At 74.0% G+C, this 18,241-nt stretch carries 10 protein-coding genes; 3 read left to right on the top strand and 7 right to left on the bottom strand.

Annotated features, from left to right (window positions below):
* Window positions 1–17: 17 nt before the first annotated feature.
* The 7 genes from nudC to ACWFR1_RS22320 form a co-directional block, all read right to left on the bottom strand.
* On the bottom strand, window positions 18–974 hold the full coding sequence (nudC, locus tag ACWFR1_RS22350) for an NAD(+) diphosphatase (RefSeq protein ID WP_453553775.1): 957 nt from the start codon (window positions 972–974) through the stop codon (window positions 18–20).
* A gap of 38 nt (window positions 975–1,012) precedes the next feature.
* Window positions 1,013–2,443 (bottom strand): dipeptidase, encoded by a 1,431-nt coding sequence (locus tag ACWFR1_RS22345; RefSeq protein ID WP_453553773.1) that lies wholly within the window; start codon window positions 2,441–2,443, stop codon window positions 1,013–1,015.
* 10 nt (window positions 2,444–2,453) lie between these two features.
* Entirely contained in the window at window positions 2,454–5,876 is a 3,423-nt protein-coding gene (locus ACWFR1_RS22340; protein WP_453553771.1) for a UvrD-helicase domain-containing protein, read from the bottom strand.
* Between the two features lie 71 nt (window positions 5,877–5,947).
* The gene (locus ACWFR1_RS22335) at window positions 5,948–6,754 is read right to left on the bottom strand and encodes a hypothetical protein (protein WP_453553769.1); all 807 of its coding nucleotides are present in this window, start codon (window positions 6,752–6,754) and stop codon (window positions 5,948–5,950) included.
* Window positions 6,755–6,866: 112 nt separating this feature from the next.
* Window positions 6,867–7,625, bottom strand: a complete 759-nt coding sequence (locus tag ACWFR1_RS22330; RefSeq protein WP_453553767.1) for a hypothetical protein — start codon at window positions 7,623–7,625, stop codon at window positions 6,867–6,869.
* A 126-nt stretch (window positions 7,626–7,751) separates the two neighbouring features.
* Window positions 7,752–11,423 (bottom strand): ATP-dependent helicase, encoded by a 3,672-nt coding sequence (locus ACWFR1_RS22325; protein WP_453553765.1) that lies wholly within the window; start codon window positions 11,421–11,423, stop codon window positions 7,752–7,754.
* Between the two features lie 233 nt (window positions 11,424–11,656).
* The gene (locus ACWFR1_RS22320; protein ID WP_453553763.1) at window positions 11,657–12,022 is read right to left on the bottom strand and encodes an MGMT family protein; all 366 of its coding nucleotides are present in this window, start codon (window positions 12,020–12,022) and stop codon (window positions 11,657–11,659) included.
* A gap of 192 nt (window positions 12,023–12,214) precedes the next feature.
* Here ACWFR1_RS22320 and ACWFR1_RS22315 point away from each other — a divergent pair, with 192 nt between their 5' ends.
* The 3 genes from ACWFR1_RS22315 (at window position 12,215) to ACWFR1_RS22305 (ending at window position 18,233) form a co-directional block, all read left to right on the top strand.
* The gene (locus ACWFR1_RS22315; protein WP_453553761.1) at window positions 12,215–14,869 is read left to right on the top strand and encodes a flippase-like domain-containing protein; all 2,655 of its coding nucleotides are present in this window, start codon (window positions 12,215–12,217) and stop codon (window positions 14,867–14,869) included.
* 149 nt (window positions 14,870–15,018) lie between these two features.
* Window positions 15,019–16,593: an alpha/beta hydrolase gene (locus tag ACWFR1_RS22310; RefSeq protein ID WP_453553759.1), complete on the top strand. Its 1,575-nt coding sequence runs from the start codon at window positions 15,019–15,021 to the stop codon at window positions 16,591–16,593.
* A gap of 56 nt (window positions 16,594–16,649) precedes the next feature.
* The gene (locus ACWFR1_RS22305) at window positions 16,650–18,233 is read left to right on the top strand and encodes an alpha/beta hydrolase (RefSeq protein ID WP_453553757.1); all 1,584 of its coding nucleotides are present in this window, start codon (window positions 16,650–16,652) and stop codon (window positions 18,231–18,233) included.
* The last annotated feature ends 8 nt before the right edge of the window (window positions 18,234–18,241 follow it).

Below are 18,241 nucleotides of genomic sequence, written 5' to 3'. Positions count from 1 at the left end.
CGGGGGTTCCGCGTTCCTCAGACCACGTCGCCCGGCTTCGGGAGCGGCTTGCCGTACCAGAGCTCGATCAGGCGGGAGGCGATCGAGATGCCGTACGGGGGCAGCACATCGCCGGACTCGAAGCCGGCCGCGAGGTCCTCGCGGGAGAACCAGCGGGCCTCGTGGATCTCCTCGCCGTCCACGTCGATCTCCGATGATGTGGCGCGGGCGAAGAAGCCCAGCATGAGGCTGGACGGGAACGGCCAGGGCTGGCTGGCGACGTACTCGACCTCGCCGACCGTGACGCCGGCCTCCTCGAAGACCTCGCGGACGACCGACTGCTCGATGGACTCGCCGGGCTCGACGAAGCCGGCGAGGGTCGAGAAGCGGCCCTCCGGCCAGTGGACCTGGCGGCCCAGGAGGATGCGGTCCTGGTCGTCCGTGACCGCCATGATCACGGCCGGGTCGGTACGCGGGTAGTGCTCGGCGCCGCAGGCCTGGCAGCGGCGGATGTGCCCGGCGGCGGCGATGACCGTGCGCTCGCCGCAGCGCGAGCAGAAGCGGTGGAGGCGCTGCCAGTTCTCCAGGGCGACGGCGTGCACCATGAGGCCCGCGTCCCGGTCCGAGAGCAGCATGCCCGCCTCGCGCAGCCCCGCGGGCCGGGCGGACTGGTCCATGCGGCCGGGCAGCGAGTCCTTCTGGAGCGCGAAGTACGAGACGCCTTCGGCGTCGGTGCCGAGGAAGTAGCGGTGGGTCTCGGTGACCGGGGCCTCGAACGCCGGGGTCATGACGAGCTCGGTGGTGCCGTCGGGCAGGTCGTCGATCAGCACCTGGCCCTCGGAGACCACGAAGACGCGGGTCGTGGGGTGGCTCCAGGCCGCCGCCAGCCACGCCTCGTCGAGGCGGTGGTGGGCGGCCCGGTCGATGCCGCTCGGTGCGGTCAGCGAGATCGGACGGTCCGGCCGTTCCGTTGACGCGTGGTTCAAGGTGCTCACAGGTGCTTCCAACTCCCCCTGATCGGTGTGTGGGTTTCTCAGCTCGCGGCGGCTTGCCGGACGGGCCCCAGGGCGGCGGGCAGGTCGCCCCACAGGTGAGCCGTGGTCTCGACGCCCTTCATGAGGAGATCGAGCTCGATCTTCTCGTCGGGGGCGTGCCAGCCGTCGGACGGGACGGAGATGCCCAGGAACAGTACGGGCGCCTCCAGGACGTCCTGGAGGTCGGCGGCCGGTCCCGAGCCGCCCTCACGGGTGTAGCGGACCTTGGCGCCGTCGAAGGCCCGGCTCATGGCCCCGGCCACCGCCTTGAGGGCGGGGTGGCCGAGGGGGGTGAGGCAGGGGCGGGTCGGGGCGCCGAAGACGATCTCGTACCGGATGCCGGCGGGGACGAGCCCGGCGAGCCAGTCACGTACGGCGAGCTCGATCTTGGCCGGGTCCTGGCCGGCGACGAGCCGGAAGGACAGCTTGAGCTGGGCGGACGCGGGGACGATCGTCTTGCCGCCGGGGCCCTGGTAGCCGCCGCCGATGCCGTTGACCTCGGCGGTGGGGCGGGCCCAGACCCGCTCCAGGGTGGAGAAGCCGGCCTCGCCGAGCGTGCCGTGGGACTTGGCCGTACGCAGCCAGGCGGCCTCGTCGAAGGGGAGCTCGGCGACGAGGGCGCGCTCGGTGTCGGAGAGCTCGGTGACGCCCTCGTAGAAGCCGGGGATCGCGACGCGCTCGGTCTCGTCGTGCAGGGCGGCGACGATCCGGCCCGCGACGGTGGCCGGGTTCGGCACGGCGCCGCCGAAGGAGCCGGAGTGGATGTCCTGGTCGGGGCCGTACAGCTCGATCTCGCAGTCGGCGACCCCGCGCATGCCGGTGCACACGGTGGGGGTCGTCTCGGACCACATGCCGGTGTCGGAGACGATCACGGCGTCGGCGGCGAGCCGCTCGGCGTGGGCCTCGACGAGCTCGCGGAAGTGCGGCGAGCCCGACTCCTCCTCGCCCTCCACGATCAGCTTCAGGTGGACGGCGGGGGTGGTGCGGCCGGTGGCGGCGAGGTGGGCGCGGACGCCGAGTGTGTGGAAGAACACCTGGCCCTTGTCGTCGGCGGCGCCCCGCGCGTACATCCGGCCGTCGATCACCGTCGGCTCGAAGGGGTCCGTCCGCCAGCCGTCCTCACGGGCCGCGGGCTGCACGTCGTGGTGGCCGTAGACGAGGACCGTCGGGGCGTCCGGGTCCTCGGAGGGCCACTCGGCGAAGACCGCGGGGGCGCCGTCCGTCTCCCACACCTCGACCGTGGTGAAGCCGGTCTCCGTGAGCTTGGCGGCGAGCCACTCGGCGCTGCGCCGGACGTCCCCGGCCCGGTCCGGCTGCGCCGAGACCGAGGGGATGCGCAGCCACTCGGCGAGGTCGCCGAGGAAGGTGGCGCGGTGCTGCTCGATGTACGTACGCACGGCGTGGACGACGCTGTCCGGGGTCTCGCTCATGCCTCCGAGCCTATCCGGCGCCGGGGGGTGCCCCGCCCAGCAGGATGGCCTCCAGCTCGGCACGGCCGGGCAGTCGGGCGGGGCGGGCGACCTCACCCGTACGGACGTAGACGAAGGCGGCCGCGACGTCGTCGGGCGCGATGCCGTGCTGCTCGGCCCAGGCGAGCCGGTAGATCGCGAGCTGGAGGGGGTCGGCGGTGCGGTGGTGGCTGGTCTTCCAGTCGACGATCTCGTACGCGCCGGTGTCCCGGTCCCGGTAGACGGCGTCGATCCGGCCCCGGACGACCCGGCCCGCGAGGGTGAGGTGGACGGGGACCTCGACGCGGTACGGGGAGCGGTGGGCGTACGGGGTGCGGGCGAAGGCCTCCTTGAGGACGTCGAGGTCCCGCTCGTCGAGTATCTCGGGCTCTCCCGCGAACTCCTCGCCGCCGGGCAGCTCCTCCGGGCCGAGGAACGGCAGCGGCAGCTCCTCGAAGCGGGACTCCACCCACGCGTGGAAGCGGGTGCCCCGGCGGGCCGCGGGCTGCGGCGGCTTGGGCATGGGGCGGGCCAGGTCCTGGGCGAAGCCGTCGGGGTCGGCGGCGAGGCGGAGGACCTGGGAGGCGGAGAGGTACGGGGGCAGGAGGACGTCTCTGGTGGTCGCGCGGGCGCGGCGGAGTTCGGTGGTGAGGGCGGTGAGGTCGCGGTCCCAGGAGGCGATGGTCCTGGCGTCCTCGGAGGTGAGTTCGATGTACGGCTCCGAGGGCGGGGCCTCGGGCTCCCTCGGGGCCGGGACCGCGTCCGCGTGGGTGTCCTCGGGGAGGGTTTCCTCGTCCCAGAGGGGTTCCTCGTCGTCGGGCCAGAGGTCCTCGGGGTGCGGGGCCGTGCGGTTGGGCGCTGCGCTCGGGGGGTGGTGCCCACCCTCCCCCAGGGCTTCGCCTGGGAGGTGCCCCGAGCCCTGCGGAACGTATGCCCACAGCCGGGTCCTCACGGCCTCCGCGGCGGCGCGGCGCCGTGTCAGCGCCTCGCCGTCCAGCGGCAAGGGCCAGGCCTCGTCGTTCGTGTTGTCCGTCAGGGACGGGTTTTCCGCGTCCTCCTCCGGGGCTTCCGCCCAGGCCTCGATGTCGCCGTGGCCCGCCTCGCAGTGCTCGTACAGGGCCTGGAGGAAGTCCGAGGGGCCCCGGGGCTTCTTCTGGGACGGGCCCCACCAGTGGGCCGAGCCGAGGAGGAGGGAGCGGGGGCGCGTGAAGGTGACGTAGCCGAGGCGGAGCTCCTCCGTGTGCTGGTGGTCCCGCATGGCGTTCTTGAACGAGGTGAGGGACTTGGCGTCCCAGGTGTCGATGCCCGGCAGCGTGTCCGCGTCGCCGCGCAGGGCGTGCGGCAGCACCTGGGGCTGGGACGTCCACGCCTCGCGGGCGCGGGCGCTCGGGAACGCGCCCGCGACCAGGCCGGGGACGGCGACGACGTCCCACTCCAGGCCCTTGGACTTGTGGGCGGTGAGGACCTTCACCGTGTTCTCGCCGCCCGGCAGGGCGTTGTCGAGGCCCTTCTCGAACTGGACGGCCGTGCGCAGGAAGCCGAGGAAGGCGAGCAGGCTCGCCTCGCCGTCGAGGGAGGCGAACCCGGCGGCGATGTCCAGGAAGTTCGAGAGGGTCTCGCGGCGGCGGGCGGCCAGCGCGTGCGGGGAGGCCGAGAGCTCGACCTCCAGGCCGGTCGCGGTGAGTATCCGGTGCAGGACGTCCATGAGCGGGTCGGCGAGCGAGGTGCGCAGGGCGCGCAGCTCGGCGGCGAGGCGCGCGAAACGGACCCTGGCCTCGGCGGAGAAGGGCAGTCCGTCGTCGGAGGCGCCGCCTGAGTCCAGGAAGGTGTCGAGCGCGTCCGCGAGCGAGATCACCTCCGCCGGGTCGACGCCCTCGACGGCGGCGGCCAGCCGCTGCTCGGGGTCCGGGTCGTCGCCGCCGCGGTGGACGAGGAGGCGGGCGCGGCGGCCGAGGAGAGCCAGGTCGCGGGGGCCGATGCGCCAACGGGGGCCGGTGAGGAGGCGGACCAGGGAGGCGTTGGCCCCCGGGTCCTGGAGGACCTCGCAGACGGCGACGAGGTCGGCGATCTCGGGCAGGTGGAGGAGGCCGGAGAGGCCGACGACCTCGACGGGCACGTCCCGGGCGACGAGGGCGGCGTGGATCGCGGGGAAGTCGGTGGCCGTACGGCACAGGACGGCGATCTCGCCGGGCTCGCGGCCGGTGCGGACGAGGTGGGCGAGGGAGTCGGCCAGCCAGTCGATCTCCTCGGCGTGGGTGGGCAGCAGGGCGATGCGGACGCTGCCGTCCTGCTCCGCGCCGGGCGCGGGGCGTAGCGCCTCCACGCCCGCGTGCATGGCGCGCAGGGGGGCGGCGAGGCGGTTGGCGAGGTCGAGGAGGCGGCCTCCGCTGCGCCGGTTCTCGGAGAGCGAGTAGCGGCTCGCGGGGCTGCCGTCGGCGCCCGGGAAGTGCTCGGGGAAGTCGTCGAGGTTGGCGACGGAGGCGCCGCGCCAGCCGTAGATGGCCTGGCAGGGGTCGCCGACGGCGGTCACCGCGTGGCCGGTGCCGTGGCCGAAGAGGCCGGAGAGCAGCAGCCGCTGGGCGACGGAGGTGTCCTGGTACTCGTCGAGGAGGACGACCCGGAACTCGTCCCGCAACAGGCCGCCGACCTCGGGCCGGGTGGTGGCGAGCTCGGCGGAGAGGGCGATCTGGTCGCCGAAGTCGAGGAGGTCGCGGGAGCGCTTGGCGGCGCGGTAGCGGACGACGAGGTCGAGGAGCTCGCGGCGGGCGGCGGTGGCCTCGGGGATCTTGCGCAGCTCGGCGTTGCTGAGCTTGGCGCCGGCGAGCGCGCTGAGGAGCTCGGAGTCGTACGCGCCGAGGTCCTGGGGCCGTACGAGGTGCTCGGCGAGCTCGCCGTCGAGGGCGAGGAGGTCGGTGACGAGGGTCGGGAAGGACTTGGTCAGCGCCGGGTACGGGCCGGGGGCCTCGCGGAGCACGCGCGCGGCGAGCTGGTAGCGGGTGGCGTCGGCGAGGAGCCGGGAGGTGGGCTCCAGGCCGATGCGGAGGCCGTGGTCGGTGAGGAGCTGCCCGGCGAAGGCGTGGTACGTGGAGATGCGGGGCTCGCCGGGGGGCTCGTCCGGGTCGATGACGTCGGGGTCGGTGACCCCGGCGCGGACGAGGGCGGTGCGGACGCGCTCGGCGAGTTCGCCCGCGGCCTTGTTGGTGAAGGTGAGGCCGAGGACCTGCTCGGGGGCGACCTGTCCCGTGCCGACCAGCCAGACCACGCGGGCGGCCATCACCGTCGTCTTGCCGGAGCCGGCTCCGGCCACGACGACCTGCGGAGCGAGCGGCGCGGTGATGCAGGCCGTCTGCTCCGGGGTGAACGGGATGCCGAGGAGCTCCTTGAGCTGCTCGGGGTCGGTGAGGTGTGCGGTCACCTCAAAGAGGCTAACGCGACCGACTGACAGTGCGGCCCCGGCCGGTGCTCACCGGGCCTCCCGCACCCCCGTCACGCGCGCGTGCCCTGGTCCAGCTTGGAGAGGTCCACCGTCTCGGAGGCGGGCGGGACGACCACGTCGACGGGCTTGTCGTAGTCCGAGAACACCATGGAGCCGGGTTCGTCGCCGCCGGTCCTGACCATCTTGAGGATGTAGGGCTTGCCCTCCTGGGAGACGGAGACGGTGGTCGTCCCACCGCCGGCCTTCTTCTTCGACAGGGTGGCGACGGGGGTGCCGTCCACCTCACCGTCCGGCCCGCGCGTCAGGCCGCCGCGCTCCGCCGGGTCCTTGTCGAGGTCGGCGAGGAGTCCCTTCAGGTCGCAGACGCCCCCGAGGTCCGCGGAGCCGGCCTGTCCCGGGGCGATCTTCAGCCAGCGGCCCTTGACGAGCTCGATCGTGGCGTCGATCTGGGCCTCGGGCATGCCCTGGGAGGCCATGGAGACGCGCCAGAAGGCCTCGTCGCCCTTCATGTACGTGATGTCGTCGACGCGGCGCAGTTCGGCGGTGCCGCCGTCGATCTTCATCACGCCGGTGCACTCGTCGCGGTCGTTGACGGCGAATTCGATGTCGAGCGGCTGCCCGTCGGCGGCGACCCGGCCCGCCATGCGGAGCGAGGTCGCGGACTGGGTGGCGGTGACCGCCCGCTCGCCGATCTCGTCGGGCGTGAGCTTCGCGAAGGGGTCAGGGGAGGGAGAGGGGGCCGTGATCCCCGCCGGTGCCGCCGGGACAGCCGCCCAGGCCACCGCGGGCGCGGGGCCGGCGACGACCACGGCGGCGCAGATCACGGCCGCGGTACGGAGCTTTCGGTGCGACGCCATGCGAGCCTCCTCGCGGGTTCCCGAGCCCCGGCCCCTGTCCACCAGGGTGGCCCCACGCGCGCGTGCCCGCGACCGGGCGGGGTGGTGCGCGCGTGGGGAGGGGTGGTGCGGGTCAGGACGCGCCGGCGAGCTGCGCCATGTCGACGACCTGGTCGGCCGGGGGCGCGGTGACCGTGACCGGCTTCTCGTAGTCGGTGAAGGTGACCGTGCCGGGCTCCTCGCCGCCGGCCTCCACGACCCGGAGGACGTACGGCTTGGCGGCGTCCTTGGCCACGTAGAAGGTCGTGGTCTCGCCCTTCGTGCCCTTGCCCGTGAGGACGACGGCGGGCGTGCCCTCGACGTCCGCGTCGGCGCCGCGGGTCAGGCCCTTGCGCGGCGTCTCCTCGTCCATGTCCTTGATGATGGTCTTGAGGTCGCAGAAGGCGTCGGGGCCGCCCTCGCCGCCGGCCGGCATCTTCATCCAGCGGCCCTTGAGGAGCGCGGTCATGGCGCCGGCCTCCTCGGACGAGCCGCCCTCCTCGCCGGTGGTGGAGCTCCAGAAGGCGTCGTCGCCCTTCATGTAGCTGACGCCGCCGGTGCCGAGCATCTCGGCCTTGCCGCCCTTGGCGCTCTGCATCGTGCCCTTGCAGGAGCCCTTGCTGTCGACGGAGAGATCGACGGTCATCTCCTCGCCGTCGGTCTTGCCGGTGCCGTTCATGTGGAAGGCGGTGGCCGCCTTCGTGGTGGCGACGGCCTTGTCGGCGATGGCGTCGGCGGTGAGGCCCGCGAACGGGTCCGCGGCCTTGTCGTCGCCCTGGGAGCAGCCCGTGACACCCGAGACCACGGCCACACAGACCGTCGCCGCAACCCAGAGCTTCCGATTGGCCTTCATGCGTACTCCCTCAGCGTTCGTTCACAGCTTGTCTTCACGGTGTCCTTATGAGGGACGCCGCGAAGAGTGACGTGCGAGAGCGAACAATAGATGTACGCGGTGGAACGTGACCCTCCACACAGAGCGTCATTCGACGATCTGTCGGCCCTCGGGCTGGGCGCTGCACGAGGCGCGGAACGCGCAGTTCGTGCAGTGCTGACCGGTCGTGGGGGTGAAGCGTTCGTCGAGGACGCGGCCGGCGGCGGTGGCGAGCAGGTCGCCGACCCACTCCCCCTCCAGTGCCTCCTGGGCCTGGACCTTCGGCAGGGCGTCCCCGCCCTCCTTCTTGGGCGCGGCCTGTCGCAGCTGTACGAGTTCGGCGCCGCCCGGCTCCGGACGGTTCCCGTCGAAGACCTCGTCGAGGGCGCCCTCGCGGACCGCGAGCTGGTAGACGGCGAGCTGCGGGTGGTGGGCGACCTCGTCCCTGGTGGGGGCCGACTTGCCGGTCTTGAAGTCGACGACGTAGGCGCGGCCGTGCTCGTCGGTCTCGACGCGGTCCATGGAGCCGCGGATGCGGACCGCGTACTCCCCCGCCTCCAGGGTCACGTCGAAGCCGTGCTCGGAGGCGGCGGGGGTGCGGCCGCCGCGGTCCATGACGTGCCACTGGAGGAAACGTTCGAGCGCCACGCGCGCGTGGGCCTTCTCCTGGGCCGATTTCCAGGGGGCGTCGAAGGCGAGGGCGTCCCAGACGGAGTCCAGGCGGGCCATGAGGACGTCGAGGTCGGCCGGGGTGCGACCGGAGGCGACCTCGTCGGCGAGGACGTGCACGACGTTGCCGAAGCCCTGGGCGGCGGTGGCGGGGGCCGCGGCCTTGACCTCGCGGCCCAGGAACCACTGGAGGGAGCAGGTGGTGGCGAGGTTCTCCAGGGCGCTGGGCGAGAGGGCGACGGGCAGGTCGCGGTCACGCAGCGGCACCGTGCTGTGCGTCGGCTCGAAGAGCCCCCACCAGCGGTCCGGGTGCGCGGCGGGCGCCAGTGGCTGGCCCTCCTCGTCGGTGAGCGCGGCGAGGGAGGCGAGGCGGTGGACGGCGGCGTCGCGGAGCGCGGGCGAGGCCGCGGGGTCGACGGTCGTCGCCCGGAGCTCGGCGACCAGGGCCGAGACGGCGAGGGGGCGGCGGGGGCGGCCGGGCACGTCCTTCGGCTCGACGCCGAACTCGGCGAGGAAGCGGGAGGGCCGGTCGCCGTCCTCCGCCGCCGCCTTCACGGCGGTGACGACGAGGCGGTCGCGGGCGCGGGTGGCGGCCACGTAGAACAGGCGGCGCTCCTCGGCGAGGAGGGCGCCGGGGGTGAGGGGCTCGGCGAGGCCGTCGCGGCCGATGCGGTCGGCTTCGAGGAGGGACCCGCGGCGGCGCAGGTCGGGCCAGAGGCCCTCCTGGACGCCGGCGACGACGACGAAGCTCCATTCGAGGCCCTTGGAGCGGTGGGCGGTCATGAGACGGACGGCGTCGGGGCGGGTGTGGCGGCGGGTGAGGGTGTCGGCGGCGATGTCCTGGGCGTCGAGCTCTTCGAGGAAGTTGAGGACACCGCGGCCGCCGACGCGCTCCTCGGCGCGGGCGGCGGTCTCGAAGAGGGCGCAGACGGCGTCGAGGTCCCGGTCGGCGTTGCGCCCGGCGGGGCCGCCGCGCAGGGCGGCGCGCTCCAGGCGCCCGGGCCAGGGGGTGCCGTTCCAGAGCACCCAGAGGGCCTCCTCGGCGGTGCCGCCGGCGGCGAGGAGCGTACGGGTCTCCTGGAGGAGGTCGCCGAGCCGCTTTGCTCCGCGGGCGTAGGCGGGGTCGTGGGCGACGAGACGCTCGGGCTCGGCGAGGGCGCGGGCGAGCAGGACGTCGGAGGGGGGCGGGATCTTGTTCCCGCCGGCCCGCTCCTCGTCGCGGAGGGCGCGGCCGAGTCTCCGCAGGTCGGCGGGGTCCACACCGGCGAGGGGGGAGGCGAGCAGTTCGAGCGCGGTCTCGACGCCGAGCCAGCCGGCGGCGGCGGCCTGGGGCGCCGCCTGGGGCCCCGAGGCCTCCTCGGGCTCCTGGGCCCCCGGGGCCTCCTCAGCCTCCTGGGCCCCCGAGGCCTCCTGGGGCTCTTCGGCGCCCGCCACCTGGTCCGCCCCGGGTGCGGGGTGCGGGTGGGGGGCCGACGGTGCGGCTCCGTGGGTGGTTGTGCCCACCCTCCCCCAGAGCTCCGCCTGGGAGGTACCCCCAGCCCCGGCGGAACGCATGCCCACAACCTGGGCGGGACCGAGCGCGGGGTCGCCCACGACAGGGGCGGCCCCGGGTGCGGGCTCGCCCGCAGACGGGTCCGGCGTCGGCGCGGGCTCGCCACCGGCCAGGCCCGGCGTAGGCGCGGGCTCGCCACCGGCCAGGCCCGGCGTCGGCGTCGGTGTCGGGTTCGTTGTCGGTTTCGCCACCGCTCGGAGGGCCAGGAGCAGGGGGGCGACCGCCGGCTCGTGGCGCAGGGGGGTGTCCGCGGCGTCCGTCTCGACCGGGACGCCCGCCGAGGTGAGGGCCCGGCGGAGGGAGGGCAGGGAGGCGGCGGCTCGGGTGAGGACGGCCATGTCCTGCCAGGGGACGCCGTCCTCCAGGTGCGCCCGGCGCAGCAGGTCGGCGATGTTCTCGGCCTCCGCCGAGGCCGTGGGATAGGTGTACGCCTCCGCCCGGCCCCCGTCCCGCGCCGCCGCGAGCTCCCGGTGGGCCCGGACCTTGGCGGCGGGGAGCCGGGTCAGCGGCATCCGCTGGGTGAGCAGCCGGGTCGCCCCGAGCAGCTCCGCGCCCGCGCGCCGCGAGGTGCGCAGGACCTGCACGCCGCCGTCGCCGCCGAAGGCGGCCGGGAAGTCGAGGATGCCGTTCACGTCGGCGCCCCGGAAGGCGTAGATCGACTGGTCCGGGTCGCCGAAGGCGACGACCGTCCCCCGGCCGCCCCCCGTGAGCGCGTGCAGGAGCCGGACCTGCGCGGGGTCGGTGTCCTGGTACTCGTCGACGTACACCGCGTCGTACGCGGGCAGGGTGACGCTCCCGGCGAGGAGGACGGCCCGGTGGACGAGCTCCGTGTAGTCGAGGACGCCCTGGAGGTCGAGGACGTCGAGGTACTCGGCGAGGAAGCCGGCCGCCGCCTTCCAGTCCGGTCGCCCGACGCGCTCGGCGAAGCGGGCGAGCGCGTCCGGGCCGAGGCCCAGCTCGCGGGAGCGCGCGAGGACCGCCCGCACCTCGTCGGCGAAGCCTCGGGTGGTGAGGCAGGCGCGCAGCTCGTCGGGCCAGCCGACCCGTCCGAGGCCCGCCTTCTCCAGGTCGATCTGGCCGGCGAGCAGCTCGCGCACGGCGAGGTCCTGCTCGGGTCCCGACAGCAGTCGCAGCGGTTCGGCGAAGAGCTCGGCGTCCTGGTGGGCGCGGATCAGGGCGTAGCAGTACGAGTGGAAGGTCGTCGCCTGCGGCGGGCGGCGGCCGCCGAGCCGGGTGGCCATGCGGTCGCGGAGTTCGACGGCGGCCTTGCGGCTGAAGGTGAGGACGAGGAGGCGTTCGGGGTCGGCGCCCCGCTCCATGCGGGCGGCGACCGACTCGACGAGGGTCGTCGTCTTGCCCGTGCCCGGTCCGGCGAGGACGAGGAGCGGTCCGCCGGTGTGGTCAACCACTTCCCGCTGGGCTGCGTCCAGCTGAGGGGGATCCAGCGGGGCCGGCGCGGTACGCACCAGTCGGTACGCGCCCGGGGTCCGCTGCCGGCCCGGACCCGGGTACGGCTGTCCCTGGTGCGGCGTGTGCCGGGTGGTGGAGGAGGAGCTCACGTGGTTCGCCGGTCCTGGGGGATGTGGTGGTGCGGATGAGACGCCCCTGCGCGGCGGCCGTCGCCGCGGAAGACGCGAACGTCGACGTTACGCGAAACGGCCCGCCGCCGAGCCGTACTCCGCGCCGGTTCCCCCGCCCCGCGCCGTGCCGGATCCGGCGCCGCAGGCCGTACCGCGTCCGCTCCTCCGGGCCCGCCGGGCCCACCCGGACCGCACCCCCCGGCGCTCCGGCCTCAGGTGTGAGTTCCGTCCCAGCGCGCCCGCCGCATGTCGATCCGCGGTACGTGTCCCTCGGCGGCCGGGCCCGCCTGGCGCAGCGGCGTGCCCTCCGCGCGGTAGTGGGCGAGGGCCCGCGACTCGTGCCCGGGAAGCAGCGTCCCGTCCGCGCGGACCACGCGCCACCACGGCGCCGTCCCTCCGTACAGGGCCATGACGCGGCCGACCTGACGCGGCCCTCCCTCGCCCAGCCATTCGGCCACGTCGCCATAGGTCATCACCCGGCCGGGCGGAATCCCGTCGGCGACGTCGAGCACCCGCTCCGCGTACTCGGGCAGTTCTCCGGTCTCCCCCACGGGTTCCTCCATGCTCATCCGGCTCATCCTGCCTCACCCCACCGACATGGCCCTGCTGCCTCCGCGCGGCGGCTCTTCGTGCCACCATCGTCCGGGCGGTGACTGGTGATACGAGATCAAGAGCGACAAATACACGAACTAGAGCAAGAGCAAGAACGCGACAAAGAACGCGATCGAGAACAAGAGCGGGAACGACACGACGCGCATGCAGAGACGGACATGGTGATGGGCCAGGACACCCAGCCGCCCGGGGAGGGCGAGGCCGACGTGCCCGAGCGGGTCTCCGGGGACGAACCCCTGCTCGCCGCCCGCGTCCACCGGCCCTCGGACCTGATGCGGCTGCTCGCCGGTCTCCTGGCCATCGGTCTCGTCATCGCCGTCGCCGCCTTCGCGCACGCCACGACGTCGGGCCTGGAGGAGGACATCAACAAGGGGGCCGTCGGCGCCCCTGACGTCTTCGTCAAGATCGCCGGTCTCGTCTCCTCCATCGCCGTCCTCCTGGTCCCGGTCGCCTTCGCCATCGAGCGGCTGATCAAACGCGACGGCCTGCGGATCGCCGACGGCGTCCTCGCCGCCGTCCTCGCGCACGGCGTCACCCTCGCCACCGACCTCTGGGTCGCCCAGGCGGCGCCCGGCACGATCCAGGACGCGCTGACCCAGCCGCAGTCCGGCGGCGGGCTCACCGACCCGGTGCACAACTACCTCGCCCCCGTCATCGCGTACATGACCGCCGTCGGCATGGCCCGCAGACCCCGCTGGCGGGTGTCGCTCTGGGCGGTGCTGCTGCTCGACGCGTTCACGATGCTGGTGGCCGGCTACACCACGGCGCTCTCCATCATCCTGACCGTGCTCATCGGCTGGACCGTGGCCTACGGCACGCTGTACGCCGTCGGCTCCCCGAACGTCCGGCCCACCGGCCAGACCCTCCTCGCCGGCCTGCGCCGGGTCGGCTTCCGCCCCGTGACGGCGCTGCGCGCCGAGGGCGTGCCGGACGCTTCGGACATCGGCGACCGGGGCCGCCGGTACATCGTGACCCTGGAGGAGGGGGGGCCGCTCGACGTCACCGTCGTCGACCGCGAGCAACAGGCGCACGGCTTCTTCTACCGGGCGTGGCGGCGGATCACGCTGCGCACGATCACCACCCGCCGGTCGATCGTCTCGCTGCGTCAGGCCCTGGAGCAGGAGGCCCTCCTCGCCTACGCGGCGATCGCCGCCGGGGCGAACGCGCCGAAGCTGATCGCCACCTCGGAGCTCGGCCCGGACGCCGTGATGCTCGTGTACGAGCACATCGGCGGCCGGAGCCTGGACTCGCTCGACGACCACGAGATCACCGACGAGCTGGTACGCGGCGCCTGGCGGCAGGTGCGGGCGCTCCAGTCGCGCCGGATCGCCCACCGCAGGCTCGCGGGCGACGCGATTCTGGTGGATCGTTCCGGCAGGGTGTTCCTGACCGATCTGCGGGGCGGCGAGATCGCCGCCGGGGACCTGATCCTGCGGATGGACATCGCGCAGCTGCTCACCACCCTCGGTCTGCGGGTCGGGGCGGAGCGGTCGGTCGCGGCGGCCGTGGAGGTCCTCGGACCGGACAGCGTCGCCGACTGCATGCCGCTGCTCCAACCGATCGCGCTGAGCCGCTCCACGCGCGCGACGCTGCGGAAACTGGCGCGGGAGCGGTCGCACCGCGAGCGCGAGGCCGTACTCGCGGACTCCGAGGCGGCCAAGCACGAGCGGGAGCTGGCGAAGGAGGAGGCCGCGGCGGACAGGACGGCGGACAAGACCGCCGTACGGTCCGAGACGAAGGCCGAGAAGAAGGCGGACAGGAAGGCCGAGAAGCGGGCCCTCGACACGGCGCTCGACGAGGCCCGTGAGGAGGACCTGCTGGCGCAGATCCGGCAGCAGGTCCTGTTGATCCGCCCGCAGGCGCCGGTGGAGCCGGTCCGCCTGGAGCGGATCAAGCCGCGGACCCTGGTCAGCATGATCGCGGGCGCGGTCGCCGCGTACTTCCTGCTGTCCCAGATCGCCCGTACGCCGCTGTCGACGATCAGCGAGGCGGACTGGCGGTGGGTGGCGACCGCGGTCCTGTTCTCGGCGCTCAGCTACCTGGCGGCGGCGATGAGCCTGCTGGGCTTCGTCCCGGAGCGCGTCGGGTTCTGGCGGACGGTGGTGGCGCAGGTCGCCGGCTCCTTCGTGAAGATCGTCGCCCCGGCGGCGGTCGGCGGCGTCGCCCTCAACACCCGCTTCCTCCAGCGCGCGGGCGTACGGCCGGGGCTCGCGGTGGCGAGCGTCGGCGCCTCGCAGCTCTTCGGGCTCGGGGCGCACATCCTGCTCCTGCTCCTCTTCGGCTATCTCACGGGGACGGAGAAGACGCAGTCGTTCAGCCCGTCGAGGACGGTCATCGCCGGTCTGCTGACGGTCGCGGTGATCGTCTTGGTGGTGACCGCCATCCCGTTCATGCGCAAGTTCGTGTCGACGCGGCTGCGGTCGCTCTTCGCCGGTGTGGTGCCGCGCATGCTGGACGTCCTCCAGCGGCCGCTGAAGCTGCTCACCGGCATCAGCGGAATGCTGCTCCTGACCACAGCGTTCGTGTTCTGCCTGGACGCCTCCATCCGGGCCTTCGGCCACGGCGACCACTCGGTCAGCTACGCGAGCGTGGCCGTCGTCTTCCTCGCGGGCAACGCGCTGGGTTCGGCGGCGCCGACCCCGGGCGGTGTCGGCGCGGTCGAGGGCGCGCTCATCGCCGGTCTGGTCGCCGTCGGCCTGCCCATCGAGGTCGCCACGCCCGCGGTGCTGCTGTACCGCCTGCTCACCCTGTGGATCCCGGTGCTGCCCGGCTGGATCTGCTTCAACTGGCTGACGAAACGCGAAGCGCTGTAGCGAGCGAGCCCGGCGGCGGAGCTTGTGACGAGCCCGGCGGACGAGCCCGTGCCCGTAGCGAGCCCGGCGGCGGAGCCCTCGGGGTGTCCTGCCACCCGTCCGGACCCCCGCCCCGCGCGGTGGTCCGGACGGCGGCCCACGATGGGCCTATGCCGATCTCCGCCGCCCAGCGCGCCGCCCTGATCACCGCCACGACCGTGCTGCTCGCCGCCGGGTGCTCGGACGGCGCGGAGACCTCGGCGGAACCGACGAAGCCGACCGACTCGGCCGGCCTCTCGGCGCTGACGGCGCAGAAGCTGGTCTGGGCCCCGTGCACGGCGCCCTCCGCCGCCGAGGGCGGCGGGACCGCGCCCTCGCCGCTCCCCGGCGGCACCGCCTGGGAGTGCTCGTTCCTCCAGGCGCCGCTGGACTGGGCGTCACCGGCCGGCGAGACCATCGAGCTGGCCCTCATCCGGGCCCGGGCCCGTGCCGGCGGCGCCCGGATCGGCTCGCTCGTCTTCAACTTCGGCGGGCCCGGCGGCTCCGGCATCACCGGCCTGCCGGGCTTCGCCAAGGAGTACGAGTCCCTCCGCTCCCGCTACGACCTCGTCTCCTTCGACCCGCGCGGGGTGGGCCGCAGCGACCCCGTCGAGTGCGCCACCGACAAGGAGCTCGACGCCTACTACGCCCTGGACTTCACGCCCGACGACGCGGCCGAGGAGCGGACCCTGTCGGACGCGCAGAAGACGTACGCGGCCGGGTGCGAGAAGGACGCGGGGGCGGCCCTCCCGCACGTCGGCACCGAGAACGCCGCCCGGGACCTGGATCTGATGCGCCAGGTCCTCGGGGACGACAAGCTCCACTACTTCGGCATCTCGTACGGCACCGAACTCGGCGGCGTCTACGCCCATCTCTTCCCGAAGAACGTGGGCCGGGCCGTCCTGGACGCCGTCGTCGACCCCGACGCGGGCGTCGAGGAAGGCGCGCTCGCCCAGGCGAAGGGCTTCCAGCTCGCCCTCGACAACTTCGCCCAGGACTGCGTGGACCGCGGCGACGAATGCACCCTGCCCGGTGCGAGCGTCGCCGAGGTCGAGTCCTTCGTCACCGACCTCCTCGCCTCGCTCGACAAGAAGCCGATCCCCGGCATCGGCACCCGCGAGCTGACCCAGACACAGGCCACCAACGGCATCGCGCAGTCCCTGTACTCCAAGGAGTACTGGCCCTATCTGGAGCAGGGGCTCGACGCGGCCGACGGCGGCGACGGCGCCCTGCTCCTCTCGCTCTCGGACTCGATGAACGGGCGCGGCGAGACCGGCGCGTACAGCAACATCCAGGCCGCGAACGCCGCCATCAACTGCGTGGACTTCAAGGAGCGCTACACCCTCGGCCAGGCGAAGGAGCGGCTCGACAAGTTCCGCGAGGCGTCCCCCGTCTTCGGCGACTTCATGGGCTGGGCGCTCGCCAGCTGCTCGCAGTGGCCGGTGCCGGGCACCTGGGAGCACCCGGACGTCTCCGCGCCCGGCTCGGCGCCCATCCTGGTCGTCGGCACCACCGGGGACCCGGCCACGCCGTACGAGGGCACGCGCGCGATGGTGAACGCGCTCGGCAAGGACGTCGGCGTCGAGGTGACGTACGAGGGCGAGGGGCACGGCGCCTACAACAGCGGCAACGCGTGCGTGAAGAAGACCGTGGACGCGTACCTCCTGGAGGGCAGGCTGCCGGCCTCGGGCACCGTCTGCAAGTGAGCCTGTGCGCCAGTACCCCTAGGATGGGCGGCCTTGCCGCGATCCTGGGGGAACACATGTCCATACGCGTACGCATGACGGTGCTCGCCGTGACCGGGCTGCTCGTCGCGGGCTGTACGGGCGGCGGAAGCGGCGCGAGCGGCGGCGGGCCGACCGCGAAGGAGCCGTCCGCCGCCACCAGCCCGACGCCGCCGCCGGCCACGACCGGCACCAAGCCGTCGACGGCCGCCGCGCTCCCCCCGCTCCCCGCCTCCCTCACCGGCCAGCGCCCCGACTGGAAGCGCTGCGAGGCCTCCGAGAGCGGGCAGCGGCCCGGCGCGGAGTGGCGCTGCGCGACCGTACGGGTTCCCCTCGACCACGCGAAGCCCGAAGGCGCCACGATCCCCGTCGCGCTGATCCGCAAGGAGGCCGGCGACAAGAGCGGCCGGATCGGCTCGCTCCTCTTCAACTTCGGCGGCCCCGGCGCCTCCGGCGTCGACATCCTGCCCCGGGCGGCCCGGGCCTACGCGAAGCTCGGCAAGCGCTACGACCTGGTCGGGTTCGACCCCCGGGGCGTGGGCGGCAGCGCCGGCGTGGTCTGCCGGGACGACGCCGAACAGGCCGCCGCCGAGGCCTCGGTGGACCTCACCCCGGACACGGCCGCCGAGGAGGCCGCGTACCTCAAGGACAACACCGCCTTCGGCGCCGGCTGCGCCCGCCGCTCCGGCACGGTCCTCCCGTACACCACGACCACCGCCACCGCCCGCGACCTGGACCTGGTCCGGCAGGTCCTCGGGGACGACAGGCTCCACTACTTCGGCATGTCGTACGGGACGCAGCTCGGCGGCACCTACGCCCATCTGTTCCCGAAGAACGTGGGGCGGTTCGTCCTCGACGCGGTGGTCGACCCGACCGCCGACACCACCGGGCACGCCCGCCACCAGACCATCGGCTTCCAGCGGGCCCTGGACAACTACCTGAAGAGCACCGGTCAGGACCCGAAGGCCGGGACGGAGCGGATCGCGCGGCTGCTGCGGAAGCTGGACCGCGAACCGCTCGCCGTCGGCGAGCGCCGGCTGACCGAGGGCCTCGCGCTCACGGGCATCGCGGTCACGCTGTACGGGCAGTCCAACTGGCCCGTGCTCACCCAGGCCCTGGCCGAGGCCGAGCAGGGCCGCGGCGGCAGCCTCCTCGAACTCGCCGACGCCTACAACGACCGGGACGCGCGGGGCCACTACGCGACCCAGTCGCACTCCCAGCGGGCGATCTCCTGCGCCGACTCCAGCGAGCGCCCGACGGCGGCGCGGGCGAAGGCGCTGATCCCGGAGTTCCGCGGCCTCTCCCCCGTCTTCGGGGCGTTCCTCGCCTGGGACACGGCCGGCTGGTGCGCGAACTGGCCGGTGAAGGGCGAGCGGGCGACCCCGGAGGCGAGCGCCCCGGGCGCGGCCCCGATCCTGGTCGTCGGCACGACCGGCGACCCGGCGACCCCCTACGAGGGCGCGGAGAAGATGGCGAAGGAGCTCGGGGACGGCGTCGGCGTGCTGGTCACGAACAAGGGCGAGGGCCACGGCGCCTACGGGACCTCGGCGTGCGTGACGCGGACGGTCGACGCGTACTTCGTGAAGGGCACGGTCCCGGCGTACGGCACGACCTGCGGATAGGGCAGACG

It is taken from the genome of Streptomyces sp. NPDC055103, assembly GCF_053607625.1.
Note: the sequence above shows the minus strand (reverse complement) of the source record. Positions and strands in the feature narration are given on the sequence as shown.